The organism is Vibrio sp. NH-7 (genome assembly GCF_053643215.1).
Map to the genome: position 1 here is coordinate 3,021,413 of NZ_CM132187.1, position 23,540 is coordinate 3,044,952.

Sequence of the window (23,540 nt, forward strand, 5' to 3'; positions counted from 1 at the left end):
GGTATTCGTGTTGCTTGCCAAATCATCAACGCTTAGAGAATGAACGCCGCAAGTAACGTAACACCTAGCAGGGAAGTCGACAAAATAAACAGCTCTCTGACCCGCTCACATTTACCCGTAAATACCTCATCATGATGATGGTGATACTCTTTGCTTTTTAGGTAGTGATAGAGACGCACTTGCTTGGTGACATTACCGTGCGTGGTGAAGAAACCGTTGCCATCAACTTGCTGATATAACAGCGGATGGGCTTCACGCATGATGTAAATAAGAGAACGGAGCGCAGTGAGGTATCTGGCTAAATTGACGAGAGTCACCAACATTAGCGTGAATAGAATTGTGTCTGCATTGATCATCTTTTCCTCCCTACATCTTCTCAGAATGCCCAGAAGAAAAAGACGACCTTTATAACGTCTTTCGCTGAAAGTTATTCAGCAGAGGCATCCATGATAGAAGATGAGCCTTCTTTAGCTAGAGCGGCTAGATCTTTGTCGATAAAGAATAGCGCTTTACCATCTTCACCAACGAGTTCTAGCTTATCTAAAATCCCTTTAAATAACTTCTCTTCCTCGTGCTGCTCAGCAACGTACCACTGTAAGAAGTTGAAAGTTGAGTAGTCTTGAGACGTAAATGCCACGTGAGCGAGCTTGTTAATCTTCTGAGTGATCATTTGCTCATGCTCGAACGTTTCACGAAATACTTCGCCAAGGCTTGAGAACTCATGCTTAGGCGCATCAATCGCACCTAAGATTGGCATCGCGCCTGTCTCACTTACATACGTAAATAGACGTTGCATGTGCTCCATCTCTTCTACGGCATGTGCGCGTAAAAATTCAGCCGCGCCTTCAAAACCTTTGTCTTCGCACCAAGCACTCATTTGTAAGTATAGATTGGATGAGAAAAATTCGAGATTAATTTGCTCATTCAATTGTTCAACCATTGCTTGTGAAAGCATCTGCTTCTCCTACTAAGTCTATGAACTGTAAATGACTATAACATGTTTGTTACTTTAACACTTTGACGTATGAATGTGGATCTGAGATCACTACAACAAAATTTATTGGTTGGGGGTGCTAATCTTTAAACAGACACCTAAAGGAGATAGCACTATGAGTTATCAACATATTTTGGTTGCCGTCGACCTCTCTGAAGACAGCAAACTTTTGATTGAAAAAGCCGTTTCTCTTGCCAAACCACTTGAAGCTGCCGTGTCGTTTGTACATATCGATGTCAACTACGCTGAGCTCTACACTGGGCTGATTGATATCAACCTAGCTGAAACCCAGCATCAAGCAGTGCAAGCGTCTCAAGCGCAACTTCAAGAGTTTGCCGATCACGCCAATTACCCCATCAAACATACGCTAGTGGGCAGTGGTGATTTAGGTAATGAACTGTGTGAAACCATTCAAGAGTTCAACATTGATCTGGTGGTATGTGGTCATCACCAAGATTTTTGGAGTAAGTTGCTTTCCTCTACCCGACAATTAATCAATTGCTCTCCTGTCGATATGTTGGTCGTGCCACTTAAAGACTGATCGAGAGGAAAATTTCCGCTAGACTGCAGAGCATTTATTGATAATGAGTATTAGTTATGGGTTATCTCTCTGCCGTCACCCTTTTATGGGCTTTCTCGTTTAGCTTGATCGGCGTTTACCTCGCCGGTCAAGTTGACTCTTGGTTCTCGGTCTTTATCCGTGTCGCACTCGCCAGCCTAGTGTTCTTACCTTTCCTACGTTTTAAAGGTATCGATCGTGGGCTCATTGCAAAACTGATGACCGTTGGTGGTTTTCAGCTTGGCTTGATGTACTGCTTCTACTACCAATCTTTCTTACTGCTTTCCGTTCCAGAAGTCCTTTTGTTTACCGTCTTCACGCCAATCTATGTCACCTTGATTTATGATCTTTTAAAAGGACGATTTTCACCATGGTATTTAGTGACTGCGATAATTGCCGTGGCGGGCGCAGCTTTCATTAAGTTTGCTGGAATCAATGAAAACTTCGTGCTGGGCTTCTTAGTGGTTCAAGGGGCGAACCTGTGCTTTGCCATTGGCCAAGTGGGCTACAAATACATCATGGAGAAAAGCCCAGTTGACCTGCCACAACATACGGTGTTTGGCTATTTCTACCTGGGTGCGCTCTGCGTCGCAACAATCGCCTTTGCCTTGATGGGCAACCTAGATAAGCTTCCAACCACTCAAACACAGTGGGGAATCTTGATCTACTTGGGCTTGATCGCGTCAGGCTTGGGGTACTTTGCGTGGAACAAAGGCGCCACCATGGTTAATGCAGGGGCACTGGCAGTCATGAACAATGCATTGGTTCCTGCAGGTTTAATCGTGAATATTCTGATCTGGAATCGAGATGTCGACCTAGTTCGACTCACCATTGGCGGCGCGATCATCATGTTATCGTTGTGGGTCAACGAAACCTGGGTCAAAAGAAAGGTTGAACAAAGCTATCAATCGGCATAAACAAAAACGCTCTCCTAATCGAGAGCGTTTTTTATTGTTAATGCACCGCAGCGTCGATCTGTGCTGCAACCAGTTCTGGAATAATCAAAGGTGTTTGGCGCTCAACTTGAGCTTCAAGTTTATGCTGCTTCTTAAGCAATTTGCGTTGCTTCTTAGCCAACTTGAGGAGCTTCTTCTGCTGCTTATAGTGTTTTTTAAGCGCCTTCTTCGCTGCTTTAATTGATGTGTTACTCGAGATATCGACCACCGATTCTGTGGACAGCGACGGCTTGTGAGTCGCCTTTGTTGCCGCTTTTTGTTTAACTTTGTCAATCACACGTCTAACGGCCTGTGCTTTCTTGGCATCAACGACATCTGCGCGATCTTGTGTTGGCAACGCTTCTGCAAGTAAGCCGCAAGCTCTTTGTTGCTCTATCGGCTTATCTTGGCACTTTTGAGGAGGAATCGCAGCAGGCTTACACAACGAGCCTTGTGAAGAAGACGAACGCGCACACGAGCGGCAGACAAACTTAGGTTCAATCACCAAACGATGAATGTCCCCTAGGTTTTCAGCGATCTGCTTGCGATTCATCTTACAAAGACGTTTAGCCATGCTACTACTCCAGCTAAGAATACGAATAATTCTTAGTAAGATATACCTACATGACGGTTAATTAGCAAGCACTAAATGAAGATTTAATCGGCTTTGAGCACTAAGTCATTGATGCTTTGACATAAACATCAAAACGATTTTTTTTCGTTTCAATCGCCATCGCCGGGCGCTGTTCATCAAGCCAGTTTGCGTAGTCAGGACGCTTCACCACCACTCGCTTCGTTGCCAGTTCAAGTGCAGGTGCTAACAGACCATCCGCATCCAAGTCTGCGCCAACTAAAGACTGAAATACTCGCATCTCTTTCTTCACTAACGCACTTTTCTTTTTGTTCTCAGGATGAGGGTACATTGGATCCAAGTAGACAACATCGGGTCTAACGAAGGACTCGTCGTTCACAAGGTCTTGCAACGCAGTGTGGCTAGAAGCATGGATCAAAGACATACGCTCACTTACCCAGGAACCGATCTCTGGATCTTGCTGAGCACGAGTCAGCCCATCATCAAGCAAAGCAGCAACCACAGGGTGGCGCTCTACCATTTGCACCTTGCACCCTAGCGAAGCCAATACAAAGGCATCGCGCCCAAGCCCCGCCGTGCCGTCCAATACATGAGGGGTCGCCCCTTTGTTGAGCCCTGCCGCCTTCGCAATAGCTTGCCCCTTACCGCCCCCGAACTTGCGTCGATGACCTACCGCACCGCCAATCAAGTCAACGTAAATGGCGCCTAGCTTAGGCTCGTCGACTTTACGCAGCTCAAGGCGCTCAGCTGTAAGCACTAAAGCAAACTGGCTTTGCGGGTTGTGCTCTAATCCCCAACGCTGAGCGATGCGCTCAAGCTGTTCATTCTGGTCTGGAGATTGACAAATAAGTTGTAACTGCACATTAGGCTCCGATTCAAGGGGCAATAAAACTGGCGCAAGTGTAATGGATTTTAAGATTGGGCACTAACCCTATTCTCATCGATCAACTCCTCCACCAGCGTCGGCAGGGGTTTAGGTTTTCCGATAATGTAACCTTGCGCGTAATCCACGCCAAGCTCCATCAGTTGGTCAATAATGCGCGTGTTCTCGACAAATTCAGCCACGGTTCGCTTACCCATTTGTTTCGCCAAATCATTGATTGAACGCACCATCAAATGGTCCATCTCATTGACATCAATATCGCGAACAAAGATGCCGTCTATTTTCACAATATCGACAGGCAGTTTTTTCAGGTAGCCAAACGAAGAGAGTCCTGAGCCAAAGTCATCCAAAGCGATCAAACACCCCAGTGCCTTTAACTGGCTAAAGAATTCGATGGCTTGCTTCATGTTGCTCATGGCCGCCGTTTCGGTAATTTCTAAGCAGACCTTGTTACACGGCACCGCGCTCTCTTGGAGCTTGTTGAGCAGAAACTGGATGAACTCTTGATTACCCATTGAATGACCAGACAGGTTGATCGCAACCTGACTGAGATTTTCCAATGCAGCAGGATTCGCGCTAAACCAATCCAAGGTTTGGCTTACCACTTCTCGGTCGATCAAATGCGCAATGTTGTAGCGCTCAGATGCAGGCATAAAGATACCCGGAGAGATGTAATCGCCATTCACATCACGAATCCTAACCAAGATTTCAAAGTGCATGCCTTTGTCATCGTTGTCTAAGGCAATAATGCGCTGGGCGAACAGCTCAATGCGTTGGTTAGCAAGAGCATCATGTACTAAGTTCACGCTCTCCATTTCTTGCTCACGACGGCGCAGTTCTTGATCATCAAGGCAGTATAAGCTGTAGCGATTACGCCCTTCCTCCTTCGCGACATGACACGCGGTATCCGCTTGTGCATGGACCATTTGCGGTGAAGAAGCAGTATGATCAATCAATCGAATACCGATGGAACAGTTGAGGCTTAATCGGATGTCTTGCCAGACGAAAGGTTGCTCACCAAGGTTATCGATGATCATTTTCGCCAGTTTCTTCGCGTCTAACTCGGTACAATCTTTGAGAAGAATCGCGAACTCATCGCCTCCCATCCGCGCTAAGACAGTGTTGTAAGGCAAGACTTCCTCCAACGTTCGCGCACAGAATTTGATCGCTTCGTCCCCTGCTTCATGACCTGCGGTGTCGTTTAATACCTTAAGCTGGTCAAGATCGAGATACAGCATTGCGTGAGTGCGCGTATAGCTTTCCACTTCCTTAAGTGCTTTGGTGAGCTCTTTTTCGAAAAAGTTGCGACTAAAGGTGCCGGTTAGAAGATCATGTCTGGCTTGATACGCCAATTGATCGGACAGTTTGCGCGTCTCGGTGATGTCCTCTCCGACAATGAGTAAATGCCCCGACTCGACCAAAGGACGGATATTTTCGCGAATCCACAGCACTTGTCCGTCTGCGTGGCGATACTCAATCTCACGTCGCCAGACCCCTTTCATAACTTGTTTAGGTTGCAGCAGTACCTGACGCGGAATAAGCGCATCCTCATGCAGATAAAACTCTCTCAAGCGATGACCTAAGATTTGGTCTGGCGTGTAACCCAGCAATTGTTCAGCAAATTGGTTCACTTGTTGGATGCGGTTTTGGTCATCGAGCGTCACCATCATCACCGGCTGTTGGTCGTAATAATGACTCAAGTTAGCCTCACGTTGATACAAACGCTCTTCGGTAATTTTCCGAGTAGTAATGTCTTTGGCTTCAAGTAAGTAACGCGCGGACTCTACGCCTGACGGGATCGGTTTGAGAGAGACTTCAAGAACTAACGCGCCCAGCTCTTCATGCCAGATTTCTGCCTCAAATTGGGTTACCGTCTCGGCTTGCTTTTCATCTAAGAAGCGTTTGAACTGAGCAACGGCGTCTTCTTGCCAGTAACGATGTTGCCAAATGGGCAAGTCTTGGCTGAAATCCTGACTGTAAAGCAACTCTTGCAACTTACGGTTGCTTGATGTCACGCCTCCCTTTGAATCGAGCACACCAATAAAGTGGTAACTTTGGTCAAACACCATTTCAGTCAGCATTTGGCTTTCCGTCGCCAACTGTTCAGTGCGCTTTAATCGGCTCAGGTAGTACACCAACACCAAAATGATGATAAGCAACACTGAAACCAGACTGGCTGCTAGATTAAGTTCACTTTGGTAGCGATCGGCAAACGATTGAGGTTTATTAAAAAACATCGACGCCGCCACGTCTTCTGCCCCGAGTCCCCATTTCTTTACAGCAACGTAATCTAACTTGATCTCTGGCGTACCAACTCGAACCTTAGGCAATTCTCCGCGCTCAATAATTTCTCTGAGCATTTCCCCTGTTTGCAACCCATGGACCAAACCGCTTTGTATGACACCGCCGACCGCACCATAACCTAGCCCGAGATCATGAACCATATAAACGGGGGCTGCTGAACGTAGATTCAGTTCTTTCCAAAGTTGCTTGTCGGAAATCACGTGGCCATTTTTGTCACGGTAGTAGACCCAAAACAGTGCGGCACTCTTTGCGTTTAGCTCGCTAAGCGTATCGAGTAATTGATCGTAACTTTCTGGGACCAGCTGAGTAATTTTGTTGCGGTAATTAGGGTAAGTATCAATGAACTTTCCCACTTGTTGTCTCACCGCCTCTCCTGTTACGGAATGATCGCTAATCACATAAATCGACTCGACGTTAGGCTGCAGACGCTCAATAAGCGAAATGTTGCTGTAGAGGTCAATGTCTTCAATCAGCCCCGTTGCGGTTAAATTACTATGCAGACTAGGGTCATAGTTGTTGATTCCGCCAAATACTACCGGCGTACTACCTAGCTGCTCCCCCAAACGATTCATAAGGTTGAGCGCATTGTTATCGCTTACCACAACCGCTTGAAACTGTTCTTGGCCAAATTTGGTGATATACAGATCAAGCAGCAAGTCGAGGTACTCTTGGCTTTGGTTACGTTTGGTATCGAGGTAGACGACTCGGGTGGAAATCCCTGAATCTTTTAGAGCGTTCTCTAGCCCTTCTTGAAAACTGTCGGTCCAGAAAAATCCTTGATGGTATGAGTGAACGACCAGTACGTCAGTGTCTTTCGCATAAATCGAAGAAGATAGAAATACCGCTAGAAGAATCAGACTAAAGCGCACTAAAATAGCTCTCAGATGGGAAATAACTCTTTTAATAGTATCACTCTTGTTGATATTTTGAACTAAGAGCCCGACCTTATTGGGAGAGAAATGTGCACGCACACAACGTAAAACTCGACGACCTCGATCGCGCGATTTTAAAGACGCTCATGGAAGACGCGCGAACGCCTTATGCCGAAATGGCCAAGCAGTTTAATGTTAGCCCCGCCACTGTTCATGTACGAATAGAGAAAATGAAGTCAGCTGACATCATTCAAGGTACAGAAGTTATTGTCGACACCAAAAAGCTTGGCTACGACGTTTGCTGCTTTATCGGCATTAACTTGAATGCCGCGCGAGACTACCACTCGGCACTCGAAAAACTCAATGCGTTGGAAGAAGTCGTGGAAGCCTACTACACCACGGGGGCTTACAATATCTTTGTAAAGCTGATGTGTCGTTCTATTGAGGAGCTGCAATACGTGCTCATCGACAAACTCCAAGCCATTGATGAAGTGCAATCGACAGAGACGCTGATTTCACTGCAAAACCCCATCAACCGAAATGTGAATCCATAAAAAAATGGCCCCTACGTTTAGGGGCCATTTTTTAGCGGGATTCTAAATACTGCTTAAGCTCTTCCGCTGAAATACCTTGCTCTGCTATCGATTTAGCAAGCAGTTCCACTTGCTCATCTTTGCGCGACTCGATTACTTGCTGGAACTGATAAACAATATCACGAAGCATATGCAGTGGAACTTGTTTCGCCGCACTTCGAATGCGCTCTCCACTCTGATTACCTAGCTCGTTGAGTAATTTACCAAACATGATTTTTTCTGGAGAATCTTCTAGTTGCTCCAAAACACGAGCCATTTCGTAGGTTGTCATCGACATCGTCGTTTTAAGTCCACAGTATTAGTTAGCAAAGGAGCTCAAATATACAACGTTTTGGTAACGCATCAAAGCAAATCACAACTTATTGCGCAGCAGCTACGTGCCAGTGTTTGCCACTCTTGCTCATCAAGATGAGTAAGCCCGGTAGCAAGATAAGCATCTGAATGGCTATCATAAGTTGTGGTTCCAAGCCCAACCTTTGAACGGTGCCCACCACCAAACCAGATCCGCTCATCTGGAATAAACCAAGCAGTGCGGCAGCCGTGCCCGCTTTATCACCAAATGGTGCAAGCGCTTTGCCAGCCGCTGCGCCAAGAATCCAAGCAAAGCCGATTGATGACATAAAGATAGGCAACATAAACGCAAACGCGGTTGCTTGCTCAGCTAGAACCAACATAACGATGCCTGCGATGGCAAGGGTCACGATACCGACCACCAAAGTTTTGTGAGTACCAAACTTCTCCATAAATTTTGGTGCCGTCATACACGCAACAATATTGATAGCCGCATTAATCCCAAACCATAGGGTGAACTCATTCATGCTCAAACCAAGGTTTTCCATCAATACTACAGGCGCCGAGGTCACGTACGCCAAAATGACCGCCATAGCACACATGCACAATGAAGCGTGAAAGATAAATGAAGGCGTTTTCAACACCGCCCAGTAGCGACTCGGTTTAAACACAGCTTCTGAGCTTGGCGCTGGGTTCGTCTCTTTTAGCTTAATGATCATGGCAACCAAGGCTATCAATGCAAAGCCCGCCATAAAGCTAAAGTTTGAGCGCCAGCCAAACTGTTGTGTTAACCAACTGCCCAATATTGGCGCCAGTGCCGGAATAAAACAGATCGCGCCATTGAGATAACTGATCATCTTGCCGCTTTTTTCCGGTCCAAACATATCGCGAACTGTTGCAAAGGCTGCTACCGATGTCGCGCACGCACCTAAGCCTTGTAGCAATCGGGCCGTTAGCATCCACTCAATGTTTTGAGCGCTCCACGCCAATAAAGCACTCATTGCGTAAATACTAATGCCTACCAATGCAACAGTTCGACGTCCATATTTGTCCGCGAGTGGTCCAGCAAACAGTTGGCCTACACCCATCGCAAACAAAAACCAAGTGATTGTGTCTTGAGCAAGTGCATGTTCCACGTGAAACGATGACGATATTAGTGGCAAAGCCGGAAGATAAATATCAATCGCCAGTGGGCTAAACAACACCAACAGCGTTAAGAGAGTAAGCTGTATTTTTGAGTGCTGCAGTTGGTTACTTGAATGCACTTTAATCTCCACAAGAACTAATGTAATTGGTGGGATTCTAAGCTACGATAAGATATGAATTCCAATGACAAATAATCATTGGTGATATTCCTAGGGAGAATTTCTTGTGAGTTTAGAAAAATTGGTTCGGCTAGACCTTAACTTGCTTATCTGTTTGAAGGTGCTTATTGAAGAGCTAAACGTTACTCGAACAGCACATAGACTATGTCTCAGCCAATCGGCAGTTAGTAAGAATTTAGCTAAGTTACGCAGTCAATTCGATGATCCTTTGTTTATTCGAAACGCTCACGGCTTAACGCCTACACCCAAAGCTATATTTCTAAAACCAAAGTTGGAGTCTCTCATACACCAACTTGAACAAATTACCCAACCAGAGGAATTCTCACCTGAATCGAGCTCATATCGATTCCAAATCGCTGCGGTGGAAAGTGTCTATCCACTCATCTTGCCGCATTTTTTGCCAGCAATTTTCTCGCAAGCTCCAGGCGTGACAATCAGCACTCATGCGTGGTCCGATACCACATTCAAAATGCTCCAGCGAGGTGAACTCGATCTTGGCATTACTGGCAAAGACATCGACATCAATGACGCCAAGCTAACCATGTACCCACCTAATGATATTTGCGAAGCTGAAATCTACCGCGATAACCAAATGTGTTTGATGCGCAACGATCACCCAGTCTTGCAGCAACCATGGAATCTGGATAGCTATCTCGCACATCGACATGTCCAAGTACGATGTGATGGCAATGAGCGTTGGTTACTCGACTATAGGTTGGCAGACATAGGTAAAGAGCGTGATATCGCGATTATGGTGCCTGATTTCAACAGTGCTGCAAGCCTTTGTTCTTACACCGACTTCATATTCACCGCGCCCAGCCACTTCGTTAAACTCGCCTCCGAGCAACTCAACCTGACGGTGCGCCCATTACCCATGGAGTTTCCACCCATGGCCTATACGCTTTTTTGGCACAGAGATAGAGAAAACGACCTTGCATTGACGTGGTTGCGACAGATCATCAAAGAAAAGACCGAATCTCTTAGATAATTTGCAGCCTTTTGGTAAAAGGAGTAGCTTATTGCCATCGTCCCGAGATGTGAAATGGACGCCTAAGAAATATGAAGGAATAACCCATGCTCAGCACTACTGAACAGCGTGTATCAGCTATCCGCCAATGGCTAGCACAACATAATATTGATGCCCTACTTGTCCCACATGAAGACGAGTACTTGGGCGAATACGTACCAGCGCACAACGAGCGTTTACATTGGCTAACGGGTTTTACCGGTTCTGCTGGTGCTGCGGTAATCACCAAAGACAAAGCCGCTATCTTTGTTGATGGTCGCTACACAGTACAAGTAACAAAGCAGGTTCCTGCTGATCTATTCGAATACCGTCACTTGATTGAAGAGCCTGCACTAGATTGGATTAAAGACCATCTTGCAAATGGCGCGTCTGTGGCAATCGACCCTCGCATGCACAACTCTGCTTGGCTAGACATGGCACAGGCAAAACTTGCAGGTGCACTTGAGCTTAAGATTCTCGACAGCAACCCAATTGATGAGCTGTGGCACGACCGCCCTGCTCCTGTAGTTTCTGATGTTCGCCTAATGGCAACAGAAGCAGTTGGCCAATCAAGTGAAAGCAAACGCCAAGAAATCGCAGAGCTGGTGAAAAAAGCCGGCGCAGATAGCGCAGTGATCACAGCACTTGATTCTATCTGTTGGCTACTTAACGTTCGTGGTCTAGATGTATCACGTCTACCAGTTCTGCTTTCTCATGCGATTCTGCACTCAGATTCAAGCGTGGAGTTCTTCCTAGATCCTGCTCGCCTACCTGCTGAGTTTGACGCTCACGTTGGTTCTGGCGTAACAGTTCATCACCCAGAAGCATTACAAGCACGACTAGAAACTCTAACTGGCAAGAATGTACTGGTTGACCCTGCGACAAGTAACGCATGGTTTAAGCTGGTTCTACAAAATGCTGGCGCATCAGTGGTGAGTAAAGCTGACCCATGCCTAATGCCAAAAGCAGCGAAGAACGCAGTTGAAATCGCAGGTATGAAAGCATGTCATATCCGAGATGGCGTGGCGATGAGCAAGTTTCTATCTTGGTTAGATGCTGAAGTCGTTGCTGGTAACCTGCATGATGAAGCGACGCTGGCAGACAAACTGGAAACGTTCCGTAGCGAAGACCCGACACTTATGGATCTTAGCTTCGATACCATTTCAGCTGCGGGCGGCAACGCGGCAATGTGTCACTACAACCACGAAAACCAACCTGAACCTGGCAAGCTAGAACTGAACACGCTTTACCTAGTGGATTCAGGCGGTCAGTACCTAGATGGCACGACAGACATCACGCGTACCATTGCGATCGGTCAGCCTTCACAAGAGATGATTAAACAATTCACTCTCGCACTAAAAGGTCACATCGGTGTTGCTCGTGCACGTTTCCCGAAAGGCACTCGTGGTTACCAAATCGATACACTAGCTCGTCAGCACCTATGGGCGGAAGGCTACGATTACGACCACGGTACTGGTCACGGTGTTGGTCACTTCCTAAGTGTTCATGAAGGTCCAGCGAGCATTTCGAAGAAGCAAATCGACGTGCCTCTAACAGAAGGCATGGTGCTATCCAACGAGCCAGGTTACTACCGTGCAGATGCGTTTGGTATCCGTATTGAGAACCTAGAGCTTGTTGTTGAAACCCCAACTAACGGTGACTTCCCTGTTCTGTCATTTGAGTCGCTAACGCGCTGTCCAATCGACAAGCGCAATATCAACGTTGATATGCTAACTCGTCCAGAACTTGCTTGGCTGAATGATTACCATCAGAAGGTATGGGATGAGATCAGCCCACTTGTTGAAGGTGATGTGAAAGAGTGGCTTCGTCAAGCAACGCTACCAGTAGCACACAGCTAGAAGCTAGAAGCTAGAAGCTAGAAGCTAGAAGCTAGAAAAAGTAGAGGGTTGATGTTTTACATCAACCCTCTTTTTTTACTTATGTTTCACGTGAAACATAACGATGGCCAGTGGCTTTATTTATTGCTTAACCGGAATACGCTGAGTGCCAATCTCGCCATACAGGGTCAAAACCTTTGGCTCGAATCATATCTTCCACAGAACCCGCGCTTCGCTCATCACTGATCTCAAACTGCTCGAGTTCAACATCATCCATCGCATACCCACCCGGCTGAGTTTTCGATGCAGCAGACATACTGGTGATACCTAACGGTAATGCATTGTCTCTGAACTTCGGTGATTCACGAGTAGATAGTGACAACTCAACTTCTGGATTCAACAAACGATAAGCGCAAATCAACTGAACAAGCTGCTTATCTGTCATGACTGATTTGGGTTGCTTTCCGTTTAAAGAACTGGCCCCCTCACAAGGACGTAAACGTGGGAAAGAAATTGAGTAACGAGTCTGCCAATACGTGCGCTCAAGATAGTCCAAGTGCGCTGCTACATAAAAACAATCTGTTCGCCACTCTTCCAACCCTATTAAAGCACCAATACCGATCTTATCAATACCCGCTTTTGCAAGACGATCGGGTGTATCCAATCGGTATTCGAAATCCATTTTATTACCTCGCAAATGGTGCTCGGCGTAAGTCAAAGGATGATACGTTTCTTGATAGACCATCACCGCATCCAAACCCAATGTCTTGAGCTCAGCGTATTCGTCTTGATCAAGTGGCTGTACTTCCATCGCCAAATAGTTAAAACGTTGCTTAATCATAGGCACCATTTCGCGGAAGTATTTCATACCCACTTTAGTTTCGTGCTCGCCAGTCACCAGCAACACGCTATCAAACTTCATGCGCTTGATGGCTTCAACTTCTGCTGCCACTTCGTCCCGATTCAAGGTACGACGCTTGATTCTATTCTCCATTGAGAAGCCACAATAAGTACAAGCATTGGCGCACAAGTTAGAAAGGTACAGTGGAATGTAAAGCGACATGGTATTACCAAAACGCTTGCGAGTTGCCGAGTATGACAGCTGCGCCATTTGCTCTAAGTACGCTTCAGCCGCGGGTGAAATTAGCGCTTTAAAGTCTTCCAAATTACGCTTGGGTTTATTCAATGCTCGCTCGACATCTTGTGCCGTTTTCGCGTAGATCGACATCGAGATGTCATCCCAATTAAGCTGCTTAAATTGTTCAACGAAGCTCATGTTTTCCTCGCTTAATAGCTAAACCAATCTAGGACTAAAGCTCATCTAGGAATGACGTCAGTGGACTCGACGCAACCGCATGAGAAACCTTACCAGCAAGTCCAGCTTCATAAGCCATACGCCCCGACTCGACCGCCAACTTAAATGCCTTCGCCATCGCAACAGGATCGCTCGAAGCTGCAATCGCGGTATTGACGAGCACGGCATCCGCGCCCATTTCCATCGCGCGCGCAGCATGTGAAGGAGCACCGATACCCGCATCGACAACCACAGGAACATTAGCTTGGTCGATAATGATCTCTAGGAAGTCGTGAGAAACTATCCCTTTGTTAGAACCGATCGGCGCACCTAATGGCATGACCGCAGCACAGCCTACTTCTTCCAATCGTTTACACAGAACCGGGTCAGCATGACAGTAAGGAAGGACGATAAAGCCTTCACGAACCAATTGTTCAGCGGCCGCAAGTGTCTCAATTGGATCGGGCATCAAGTACTTCGGGTCTGGGTGAATTTCAAGTTTTAGCCAGTTTGTACCTAACGCTTCTCTCGCCAATTGTGCTGCAAACACAGCATCTCTAGCATTCTTTGCACCTGAGGTGTTCGGCAATAAGTTCACACCCGCTTGTACTAACGGCAGCAAAATATCGTCTTGTTGGTCGTTCACATCCACACGCTTCAACGCCATGGTCGCAAGTTGAGAACCCGATACTTGAATCGCTTCTGCCATTAATCGGCTGTTGGCAAACTTCCCTGTTCCCGTGAACAGTCTTGATTCGAATTGTTTATCACCAATTTTAAGCATCGACGTTAACCCCCTGCGATTGCTTGAAACAAAGAGATGCAATCTCCCTGTGAAAGAACTGTGCTAGCCCACTCACTGCGCGGTACAACATTGTTATTAATTGCAAAAACACAGCCCATTTCAGGCAGCGCAAATTGACTAATGATTTGCTGTAGATTCGACTCAGTGGCAACTTGATGTGACTGGTCATTGATGACAATAGTGATCACATCTAGGTCAGCAGCGGTCATTTGTGTTGTTTGTTGTTCTGATAACGTCATTGCTTCCAACTCTCTTAATTCTGCCCATTACTCGTAAGCTAAATCTGAGCACACACTTGGCACTGTTTGTCTTTGCTTATCGCCATGGTTTGCCATTGCAGTTTCAACCCATCAAACAGATGCAACTTGGCAGTCTCGAAATGAAACTTTCCCGTCGCCAGTTTTTGAATTGCCGCTATCGCTTGGTAGTTACCAAGTGTACCCACCACCGGACCGACGACACCGCTCTCACTGCACTTTTGCGTTTGCGGTAATTCGTCGAACGGATACAAACAGTGGTAACAGGCTGTACTCTCTGCTTCTTGTTCAATCTGCGTTTGATAATCAAAAACAGCGAATTGCCCTTGCCAACCAATTGCCGCCGCCGAGATGAGCGGCGTGTTTTGCTCGAAACAAACTTGGTTAATGAGCTGGCGCGTCGGCATGTTATCGGTGCAGTCGAGCACCACATCCGCTAGCATCACTTCAAGCTGCAGCTGTGCTTTGTCTAATCGCTTATTGAGAGCACGAACTTGAACCATAGAATTAAGTTCATCGAGTTGCTTTACAGTCGCTTTTGTTTTCGCTACTTGGATGTCTTGCTCACGATAAATGATCTGACGTTGTAGGTTACTGCTAACAACTTCATCGTCATCGACCACAACCAATTTACCAACACCCGCTGATGCCAAGTACAAACTCGCTGCGCTCCCTAACCCACCACAACCGATGATCAGCACATGCGATTTGCTCAAGCGCTCTTGCCCACTTTCAGCAATTTCAGGCAGAGCGACTTGGCGTTGATAGCGAAGGAACTGCTTATCCGTGAGCATGCTCGCCTCTCTTGGTATTCGCTAATTCACTATTCTGAACAGTAAACGTTAGCTGTCTTCCCTTCATCAGTTGGGCGAAGAACTCGATGACGAATTGAGGGGATTCTGCCAAGGTAATAGCACGCACTACTGCCAAGCTAGAGACGCCCGTTTGCCAAACTTGGTCAGCATTAGATTGGTCAATGCCACCAATTGCGACAGTCGGAAAGCCTCGTACATAACCACTTACTTGTTTGTCTTTTGCAGGACGGATAGCCAGTTCTTTGTTTCCGTAAGGAATGCTATCAATCAGCTTTTGATACAGAGCCAAGCGAACCAAACCTTGTGGTTTCGATGGCATCTGTTTTGTGGTGGTTGGGAAAATATGCCCTAGCGCGATGTAGCTAGGATGAATTTGTACGATGCGCAGTAGTTCGTAATAACCATGAGTAGAAAGACCAAGACGAATGCCGGCTTTGGTTAGCTGAGCCAAATTCGATTCTTCTATGTCTTCTTGTCCTAGGTGAACGCCATAAGCGCCATGCTTGATTGCCAACTGCCAATAGTCATTGATGAACACTTGTGCTTGATACTGACGACCTAGCTCAATTGCTCGAATGATCTGTTGTTCTGAATCGGCTTGTTGTGGGTTCTTGATTCGCAGTTGAATAGTGTTGATGCCGAGTGGCAGTAGACGCTCAATCCAATCAACATCATCAACAACTGGATAGAGCCCCAGACTTTGCTTAGTTAGAGTTGGAAAGCTAACACTCTCACCTTGGGCAGACCAACCAACTTGAATACCTAGTCGGTTATCCTCCAGTACAGGTGTGGGGAAATCATCAAATTGGTCAGCCCACTGAACGGATCGTTCCTCGTCAAGGTTGTCATTCAACAGTGTTTCACGTGAAACATTCGCTTGTTGAGTTAGCATTCCTCGAGCAAGTGTTAATGCATCTTCGATAGGAAAATCGAGTACTGTCAGCGTTACTATCCAAGCAAGGTGATGTTCGGGATCGAACATTGCGTTGGGTTTGGACTTAATGGAAAGCGCTCTCACTTCGTTGTTAATTGGGTGACGCCAGATATCAAGCTGATGCACTTTCTCCTTTTCATCGGATACCTGCGTATCAGCAATGCCAATATAAATCGCTTTCGACGGTTGCTTAGCACACGCTTCTACTGATAAAGCAGAGCGGTAATAGAGCACCAATGAACTCTCATGCTCAGAGTCATAACCATCAATAAGATCTGTCGTTATGCGTGTGGTCTGTTGGTCGCGAACAAGCTGAATAGATTGAGTTGGGCTCACACCCAACTCAATGTCTTCGATGCTAAAACCCTGTTCTTTCGCCAACAACAAACATTGCTGAACTAAACCTGTTAGTTCTATCAATGATGACGGAATAAGGATTTTGCTCATTAGTCACTTACCTCGGCATGTGCTGCTGGGTGGTACAGCTCAGAACCTGTATCTCTAAATTCTTGCGATTTCTGACGCATCCCCTCCAAAGGATCATCCAGCATTTTGATTGAGATAGCTTGGTCCGCAGCAACTTGCTCAGTGTCTTTCGCATACTCTCGTACCTCTTGCGAGATCTTCATCGAGCAGAACTTTGGTCCGCACATCGAACAGAAGTGAGCAACTTTTCCAGACTCTTGAGGCAAGGTTTCATCATGGAAAGCGCGTGCGGTATCTGGATCGAGCGACAAGTTGAATTGGTCTTCCCAGCGGAACTCGAAGCGAGCTTTAGAAAGCGCATTATCACGAACTTGTGCTCCAGGATGCCCTTTCGCCAAATCAGCGGCGTGTGCAGCAAGCTTGTAAGTGATCATGCCTACTTTCACGTCTTCTTTGTTTGGTAAGCCAAGATGCTCTTTTGGAGTGACGTAGCAAAGCATCGCACAGCCATACCAGCCAATCATAGCAGCGCCAATACCTGAAGTTATATGGTCGTAACCAGGAGCGACGTCTGTCGTCAGTGGACCAAGTGTGTAGAAAGGAGCTTCATGACAATGCTCTAGCTGCTCTTCCATGTTCTCTTTGATCATATGCATTGGAACATGGCCAGGGCCTTCAATAATCACCTGTACATCGTATTCCCACGCAATCTTGGTTAACTCACCAAGGGTACGAAGCTCTGCAAATTGCGCTTCGTCGTTAGCATCGGCAACCGAACCAGGACGCAGACCATCACCGAGAGAAAGTGCCACATCATACTTGGCACAGATTTCACAGATCTCTCGGAAGTGGGTATATAAGAAGCTCTCTTGGTGATGGGCTAAACACCATTTCGCGATGATCGAACCACCACGAGAAACGATGCCAGTAACGCGTTTTGCTGTCATTGGTACATAGCGAAGTAGTAAACCGGCATGGATAGTGAAATAGTCAACGCCCTGCTCTGCTTGCTCGATAAGAGTATCACGCATCACTTCCCAGTTAAGGTTTTCCGCAACACCATTCACTTTCTCAAGCGCTTGGTACATTGGTACGGTACCGATCGGAACCGGACTGTTACGTAGAATCCACTCGCGAGTTTCGTGAATATTACGTCCAGTAGAAAGGTCCATAACGGTATCCCCGCCCCAGCGCGTCGCCCATACTAACTTCTCTACTTCTTCCTCAATCGAAGAGGTGACCGATGAGTTACCGATGTTGGCATTCACTTTAACCAAAAAGTTACGGCCAATGATCATTGGTTCGGATTCTGGGTGGTTGATATTAGAAGGGATAATTGCGCGACCTTCGGCGACTTCTTTACGAACAAACTCGGCGGTAATGTCCTTTGGTAGGTTCGCCCCGAAGCTTTGACCTGGATGCTGCTGATTCAGCACTTCATCACGGTATTGAGCTCGCCCCATATTTTCACGCAAAGCGATATATTCCATTTCTGGGGTGATAATGCCTTTGCGAGCATAGTGCAATTGAGTCACGCATTGCCCATCTTTGGCACGTCGAATACGTGGTAGATTGCCGTAACGAAGCTCGTCTAGCGTTTCATCTTCTAGGCGCTCTTTGGTGTATAGCGAGCTTACTTCATCAAGTAGTTCAGTATCGGCACGCTCTTCAATCCACCCTTCTCGCAGCTTAGGTAAGCCGTTGTAAAGGTCTATGGTGTGATTTGGGTCTGTGTATACACCCGAGGTATCGTAAACGCGAACTGGCTCATTAGGCTCGAAAATAGGGGCTTCTTTAGTGCCTCCAATAAGGCTATCAGCAAGTGATATTTCGCGCATTGGCACACGAATATCAGGACGTGAACCCTCTACATAAACTTTGCTTGAATTTGGGTACGGCTGTACCGAGAGTGTATCAATGAACTGTTTTGCTTCCAGTCTCGCTTGCTTGCGACTCGACATAGCATTTTTCCTTGCTTTGTAATTAGTTTGGATAAAAATGCTTGGCGGAAAGATGCGACAAGAGGTTTCAAGACACCACAAAATGTGTTGCTTGAATATAGATAGATCACTGATGGGAAAATATAGTGATCTCTTCTCCTGTTCCCTTCGCAGATTCTAATCTGATCAGGTTCAACGGATCCCGAATTAACGGTCTCAGCCTTATGGCACTCCGACAAGTGAAAATAGTATATAAAATCGGCTTGGTTAAACCAAGCCGACCTGTATAAAAATAACGAGAAGAGCCGTATTGCTAACTCTTAATAAGTAGCTGGAATCCTATCCACGCTGCAGAGATACTCAGAACAACATTAAGCAGTACATTAAGTCCCATCTTAAAAAAAGCACCTTGCTGCATCAAAAGGACATTATCCATAGAGAATGTTGAAAACGTTGTTAATGCACCAAGGAAACCAAGGCCAATGATTTGACGCCAAGGCTCAGTTGCAATCAGCTCATTTTCGAAAGCTGCAATGAGCAAGCCCATAATGAAAGAGCCAACCACATTAACAGTTAGCGTACCGTAAGGAAAACCTCGCCCCAGCAATACGACACACAGCTCAGAAATTAGGTAACGAGAACACGCACCAAATGCTCCACCTAGTGCAATAAACCCAAGAATAGACAGTTGTCCCATGACACCCCCATATTTAACTGCTCACTATTGTAGCTTTTACTCGCTATTTATCGATCAGAAAATGGCTAACTTATCTAAATCAAAGTTTGAAATTTCAAAAGTTACAGGCATCACTTTTCCCGTTGTATACAAATAATACACGCATACAACTTTATCGTATTAGCCTAGGGTGGAGGGATAACTTCAATGAATTTCCTCCGTGTAGAGATGACTTATTTGTGGACAGAGCTTAGTCTTTGAACTGTACGAGCGAGAATAGTTACTCTGTTAATATGACTAGCTCACACAAATAACCCCGCCAGAGCTTAGAATATGTTAGAAACAGAAGAGACTGACAAGGTGAAGTCTCAATCGAACTAGCGACTCAAGATAAATAACATTGCTTAAATGCGAAAAATCCTCAGCATTTCTTCTGAGGCTTTTGAATATGGCAGAGGTGGACCGGGCTGGCGCTCCAGAGATTCGAACTCCCAACTCGCGCTGTTTTTGATAAGTCGGAGAATCCGCTGCTCTGCCAATTGATTACTTCAACATCAAAAAGTAAAAAGGCTCCAGTCTTTCGACTAGAGCCTTAAATATGGCAGGGGTGGAGAGATTCGAACTCCCAACACGCGGATTTGGAATCCGCTGCTCTGCCAATTGGAGCTACACCCCTGTAGAATCTTTTCAAATTGTAGATTCGAAAAAACCTCGCATTAAGCGAGGTTTCGAAATAAGTGGCGGAGTGGACGGGACTCGAACCCGCGACCCCCGGCGTGACAGGCCGGTATTCTAACCAACTGAACTACCACTCCGCAGTGGCGTACTCGCTATCAAGCAAGTGTCCATAATTTAAAGCCTGGCGATGTCCTACTCTCACATGGGGAAGCCCCACACTACCATCGGCGCTAATTCGTTTCACTTCTGAGTTCGGCATGGAATCAGGTGGGTCCAAATCGCTATGGTCGCCAAGCAAATTCTTTAATCTGGAAAGCTGTTTGTGCTCTCAAAACACAATCAAGTTAATTCTTGTATCGAGTCCATCAAAACCCTTTGGGTGTTGTATGGTTAAGCCTCACGGGCAATTAGTACAGGTTAGCTCAATGCCTCACAGCACTTACACACCCTGCCTATCAACGTTCTAGTCTCGAACAACCCTTTAGGACCCTCAAGGGGTCAGGGAAGACTCATCTCAGGGCTCGCTTCCCGCTTAGATGCTTTCAGCGGTTATCGATTCCGAACTTAGCTACCGGGCAATGCGTCTGGCGACACAACCCGAACACCAGAGGTTCGTCCACTCCGGTCCTCTCGTACTAGGAGCAGCCCCCTTCAATCTTCCAACGCCCACGGCAGATAGGGACCGAACTGTCTCACGACGTTCTAAACCCAGCTCGCGTACCACTTTAAATGGCGAACAGCCATACCCTTGGGACCGACTTCAGCCCCAGGATGTGATGAGCCGACATCGAGGTGCCAAACACCGCCGTCGATATGAACTCTTGGGCGGTATCAGCCTGTTATCCCCGGAGTACCTTTTATCCGTTGAGCGATGGCCCTTCCATTCAGAACCACCGGATCACTATGACCTGCTTTCGCACCTGCTCGAATTGTCATTCTCGCAGTCAAGCGGGCTTATGCCATTGCACTAACCTCACGATGTCCAACCGTGATTAGCCCACCTTCGTGCTCCTCCGTTACTCTTTGGGAGGAGACCGCCCCAGTCAAACTACCCACCAGGCACTGTCCGCAACCCCGATAAGGGGTCAACGTTAGAACATCAACACTACAAGGGTGGTATTTCAAGGACGGCTCCACCGATACTGGCGTACCGGGTTCAAAGCCTCCCACCTATCCTACACATGTAGGGTCAATGTTCAGTGCCAAGCTGTAGTAAAGGTTCACGGGGTCTTTCCGTCTAGCCGCGGGTACACTGCATCTTCACAGCGATTTCAATTTCACTGAGTCTCGGGTGGAGACAGCGTGGCCATCATTACGCCATTCGTGCAGGTCGGAACTTACCCGACAAGGAATTTCGCTACCTTAGGACCGTTATAGTTACGGCCGCCGTTTACCGGGGCTTCGATCAAGAGCTTCGTGCAAGCACTAACCCCATCAATTAACCTTCCGGCACCGGGCAGGCGTCACACCGTATACGTCATCTTACGATTTTGCACAGTGCTGTGTTTTTAATAAACAGTTGCAGCCACCTGGTATCTGCGACTCTCAATAGCTCCATCCGCGAGGGACTTCACCGTCAAGAGCGTACCTTCTCCCGAAGTTACGGTACCATTTTGCCTAGTTCCTTCACCCGAGTTCTCTCAAGCGCCTTGGTATTCTCTACCCGACCACCTGTGTCGGTTTGGGGTACGATTCCTTACAATCTGAAGCTTAGAGGCTTTTCCTGGAAGCATGGCATCAATGACTTCACTACCGTAGTAGCTCGACGTCGTGTCTCAGCCTTAGAGAGAGCCGGATTTACCTAACTCTCAAGCCTACGCACTTGAACCTGGACAACCGTCGCCAGGCCCACCTAGCCTTCTCCGTCCCCCCATCGCAATTGTAAGAAGTACGGGAATATTAACCCGTTTCCCATCGACTACGCCTTTCGGCCTCGCCTTAGGGGTCGACTTACCCTGCCCCGATTAACGTTGGACAGGAACCCTTGGTCTTCCGGCGAGGAGGTTTTTCACCCCCTTTATCGTTACTCATGTCAGCATTCGCACTTCTGATACCTCCAGCATGCTTTACAACACACCTTCAACGGCTTACAGAACGCTCCCCTACCCAATGACTAAAAGTCATTGCCGCAGCTTCGGTTTATAGCTTAGCCCCGTTACATCTTCCGCGCAGGCCGACTCGACTAGTGAGCTATTACGCTTTCTTTAAATGATGGCTGCTTCTAAGCCAACATCCTAGCTGTCTAAGCCTTCCCACATCGTTTCCCACTTAGCTATAATTTGGGACCTTAGCTGGCGGTCTGGGTTGTTTCCCTCTCCACGACGGACGTTAGCACCCGCCGTGTGTCTCCCGGATAGTACTTACTGGTATTCGGAGTTTGCAAAGGGTTGGTAAGTCGGGATGACCCCCTAGCCTTAACAGTGCTCTACCCCCAGTAGTATTCGTCCGAGGCTCTACCTAAATAGATTTCGGGGAGAACCAGCTATCTCCAGGTTTGATTGGCCTTTCACCCCTAGCCACAAGTCATCCGCTAATTTTTCAACATTAGTCGGTTCGGTCCTCCAGTTGATGTTACTCAACCTTCAACCTGCCCATGGCTAGATCACCTGGTTTCGGGTCTATATCCAGCAACTCGACGCCCAGTTAAGACTCGATTTCTCTACGGCTCCCCTAGATGGTTAACCTTGCTACTGAATATAAGTCGCTGACCCATTATACAAAAGGTACGCAGTCACACCACGAAGGTGCTCCTACTGCTTGTACGTACACGGTTTCAGGTTCTATTTCACTCCCCTCACAGGGGTTCTTTTCGCCTTTCCCTCACGGTACTGGTTCACTATCGGTCAGTCAGTAGTATTTAGCCTTGGAGGATGGTCCCCCCATATTCAGACAGGATATCACGTGTCCCGCCCTACTCGATTTCACTGAACACACATCGTCAACTACGGGACTATCACCCTGTATCGTCGGACTTTCCAGACCGTTCGTCTAACGCGTGTAAAGCTTAAGGGCTAGTCCAATTTCGCTCGCCGCTACTTTCGGAATCTCGGTTGATTTCTTTTCCTCGGGGTACTTAGATGTTTCAGTTCCCCCGGTTCGCCTCCTGCTGCTATGTATTCACAACAGGATACTTACTTATGTAAGTGGGTTTCCCCATTCGGAAATCCCAGACTCAAATGGTTTTTACTACCTAATCTGGGCTTATCGCAAGTTAATACGTCCTTCATCGCCTCTGACTGCCAAGGCATCCACCGTGTACGCTTAGTCACTTAACCATACAACCCCAAAGGGTCTTTGTTAGTAACCAAAGTTGTCTGCATTTTTATACATGTGCAGACACGATTTTGCCGGACTCAAATTCCAAGAACACTTGAATGTGTTGTATTGGTGTTTGTCATAAAGACAAACATTGAGAACTTTACAATCAACAATAATTTGTTGATTTGTCAGCTTTCCAAATTGTTAAAGAGCTAGATTTCTAATGAAACCATTTTTAAAGATTCTTTTGCAAGAACACTTAAAG

19 protein-coding genes, 2 tRNA genes, 2 rRNA genes and 1 riboswitch are annotated in these 23,540 nt (G+C 46.8%); of the genes, 5 read left to right on the forward strand and 18 right to left on the reverse strand.

Going from position 1 to position 23,540, the window contains the following annotated elements:
* Positions 1-32: 32 nt before the first annotated feature.
* Both uspB and ftnA read right to left on the reverse strand, forming a co-directional pair.
* The gene (uspB, locus tag ACUALS_RS14055; RefSeq protein ID WP_005474468.1) at positions 33-356 is read right to left on the reverse strand and encodes a universal stress protein UspB; all 324 of its coding nucleotides are present in this window, start codon (positions 354-356) and stop codon (positions 33-35) included.
* A 71-nt stretch (positions 357-427) separates the two neighbouring features.
* Positions 428-955 (reverse strand): non-heme ferritin, encoded by a 528-nt coding sequence (gene ftnA, locus ACUALS_RS14060; protein WP_005474447.1) that lies wholly within the window; start codon positions 953-955, stop codon positions 428-430.
* A 154-nt stretch (positions 956-1,109) separates the two neighbouring features.
* On the opposite strand from ftnA, the gene uspA reads away from it, so the two are divergent.
* A complete protein-coding gene (uspA, locus tag ACUALS_RS14065) occupies positions 1,110-1,535 on the forward strand; it encodes a universal stress protein UspA (protein ID WP_005474439.1) in 426 nt (141 codons plus the stop codon).
* Between the two features lie 56 nt (positions 1,536-1,591).
* Complete coding sequence (locus tag ACUALS_RS14070; protein ID WP_005474381.1) at positions 1,592-2,470, forward strand: carboxylate/amino acid/amine transporter; 879 nt, start codon at positions 1,592-1,594, stop codon at positions 2,468-2,470.
* A gap of 37 nt (positions 2,471-2,507) precedes the next feature.
* Here the strand turns inward: ACUALS_RS14070 and ACUALS_RS14075 are convergent, their stop codons facing one another.
* The 3 genes from ACUALS_RS14075 to ACUALS_RS14085 all read right to left on the reverse strand — a co-directional run bounded on the left by ACUALS_RS14075 (position 2,508) and on the right by ACUALS_RS14085 (position 7,136).
* Positions 2,508-3,062 carry a hypothetical protein gene (locus ACUALS_RS14075; RefSeq protein WP_454448555.1) on the reverse strand — a complete coding sequence of 185 codons (555 nt, stop codon included), beginning with the start codon at positions 3,060-3,062 and terminating at the stop codon, positions 2,508-2,510.
* A gap of 100 nt (positions 3,063-3,162) precedes the next feature.
* Positions 3,163-3,942 (reverse strand): class I SAM-dependent methyltransferase, encoded by a 780-nt coding sequence (locus ACUALS_RS14080; protein WP_454448556.1) that lies wholly within the window; start codon positions 3,940-3,942, stop codon positions 3,163-3,165.
* A 50-nt stretch (positions 3,943-3,992) separates the two neighbouring features.
* On the reverse strand, positions 3,993-7,136 hold the full coding sequence (locus ACUALS_RS14085; RefSeq protein WP_454448557.1) for an EAL domain-containing protein: 3,144 nt from the start codon (positions 7,134-7,136) through the stop codon (positions 3,993-3,995).
* Positions 7,137-7,285: 149 nt separating this feature from the next.
* Between ACUALS_RS14085 and asnC the strand changes: the two genes are divergently transcribed.
* A complete protein-coding gene (gene asnC / locus ACUALS_RS14090) occupies positions 7,286-7,693 on the forward strand; it encodes a transcriptional regulator AsnC (protein ID WP_005474435.1) in 408 nt (135 codons plus the stop codon).
* A 31-nt stretch (positions 7,694-7,724) separates the two neighbouring features.
* On the opposite strand, the gene tsrA is transcribed toward asnC, so the two are convergent.
* Both tsrA and ACUALS_RS14100 read right to left on the reverse strand, forming a co-directional pair.
* Entirely contained in the window at positions 7,725-8,009 is a 285-nt protein-coding gene (tsrA, locus tag ACUALS_RS14095; RefSeq protein WP_005474424.1) for an H-NS-like global regulator TsrA, read from the reverse strand.
* An 82-nt stretch (positions 8,010-8,091) separates the two neighbouring features.
* Positions 8,092-9,288 (reverse strand): multidrug effflux MFS transporter, encoded by a 1,197-nt coding sequence (locus tag ACUALS_RS14100; protein ID WP_039479025.1) that lies wholly within the window; start codon positions 9,286-9,288, stop codon positions 8,092-8,094.
* Positions 9,289-9,394: 106 nt separating this feature from the next.
* Between ACUALS_RS14100 and ACUALS_RS14105 the strand changes: the two genes are divergently transcribed.
* Positions 9,395-10,336, forward strand: a complete 942-nt coding sequence (locus tag ACUALS_RS14105) for a LysR family transcriptional regulator (RefSeq protein ID WP_454448558.1) — start codon at positions 9,395-9,397, stop codon at positions 10,334-10,336.
* Positions 10,337-10,422: 86 nt separating this feature from the next.
* Positions 10,423-12,213, forward strand: coding sequence for an aminopeptidase P family protein (locus ACUALS_RS14110; RefSeq protein ID WP_454448559.1), 1,791 nt, complete (start codon positions 10,423-10,425; stop codon positions 12,211-12,213).
* Positions 12,214-12,340: 127 nt separating this feature from the next.
* Here the strand turns inward: ACUALS_RS14110 and thiH are convergent, their stop codons facing one another.
* The 11 genes from thiH to ACUALS_RS14165 form a co-directional block, all read right to left on the reverse strand.
* Complete coding sequence (gene thiH / locus ACUALS_RS14115; protein ID WP_454448560.1) at positions 12,341-13,468, reverse strand: 2-iminoacetate synthase ThiH; 1,128 nt, start codon at positions 13,466-13,468, stop codon at positions 12,341-12,343.
* A gap of 34 nt (positions 13,469-13,502) precedes the next feature.
* Complete coding sequence (locus tag ACUALS_RS14120; protein WP_454448561.1) at positions 13,503-14,270, reverse strand: thiazole synthase; 768 nt, start codon at positions 14,268-14,270, stop codon at positions 13,503-13,505.
* Between the two features lie 5 nt (positions 14,271-14,275).
* Positions 14,276-14,530 (reverse strand): sulfur carrier protein ThiS, encoded by a 255-nt coding sequence (thiS, locus tag ACUALS_RS14125; RefSeq protein WP_334475429.1) that lies wholly within the window; start codon positions 14,528-14,530, stop codon positions 14,276-14,278.
* A gap of 38 nt (positions 14,531-14,568) precedes the next feature.
* Positions 14,569-15,342, reverse strand: a complete 774-nt coding sequence (locus ACUALS_RS14130; protein WP_334475428.1) for a HesA/MoeB/ThiF family protein — start codon at positions 15,340-15,342, stop codon at positions 14,569-14,571.
* Positions 15,329-16,744 carry a thiamine phosphate synthase gene (locus ACUALS_RS14135; RefSeq protein WP_454448562.1) on the reverse strand — a complete coding sequence of 472 codons (1,416 nt, stop codon included), beginning with the start codon at positions 16,742-16,744 and terminating at the stop codon, positions 15,329-15,331. The genes ACUALS_RS14130 and ACUALS_RS14135 overlap by 14 nt, the downstream gene beginning before the upstream one ends.
* Positions 16,744-18,684: a phosphomethylpyrimidine synthase ThiC gene (gene thiC, locus ACUALS_RS14140; protein ID WP_334475426.1), complete on the reverse strand. Its 1,941-nt coding sequence runs from the start codon at positions 18,682-18,684 to the stop codon at positions 16,744-16,746. The genes ACUALS_RS14135 and thiC overlap by 1 nt, the downstream gene beginning before the upstream one ends.
* Positions 18,685-18,809: 125 nt before the next feature.
* Positions 18,810-18,908, reverse strand: a riboswitch (TPP riboswitch).
* Positions 18,909-18,976: 68 nt separating this feature from the next.
* On the reverse strand, positions 18,977-19,360 hold the full coding sequence (gene crcB / locus ACUALS_RS14145; protein WP_005474414.1) for a fluoride efflux transporter CrcB: 384 nt from the start codon (positions 19,358-19,360) through the stop codon (positions 18,977-18,979).
* Positions 19,361-19,938: 578 nt separating this feature from the next.
* Positions 19,939-20,015, reverse strand: a tRNA-Trp gene (locus tag ACUALS_RS14150).
* Positions 20,016-20,077: 62 nt separating this feature from the next.
* Positions 20,078-20,154, reverse strand: a tRNA-Asp gene (locus tag ACUALS_RS14155).
* Positions 20,155-20,196: 42 nt separating this feature from the next.
* Positions 20,197-20,312 (reverse strand): 5S ribosomal RNA (gene rrf, locus ACUALS_RS14160).
* A 91-nt stretch (positions 20,313-20,403) separates the two neighbouring features.
* A 23S ribosomal RNA gene (locus ACUALS_RS14165) occupies positions 20,404-23,292 on the reverse strand.
* Positions 23,293-23,540 lie beyond the last annotated feature (248 nt).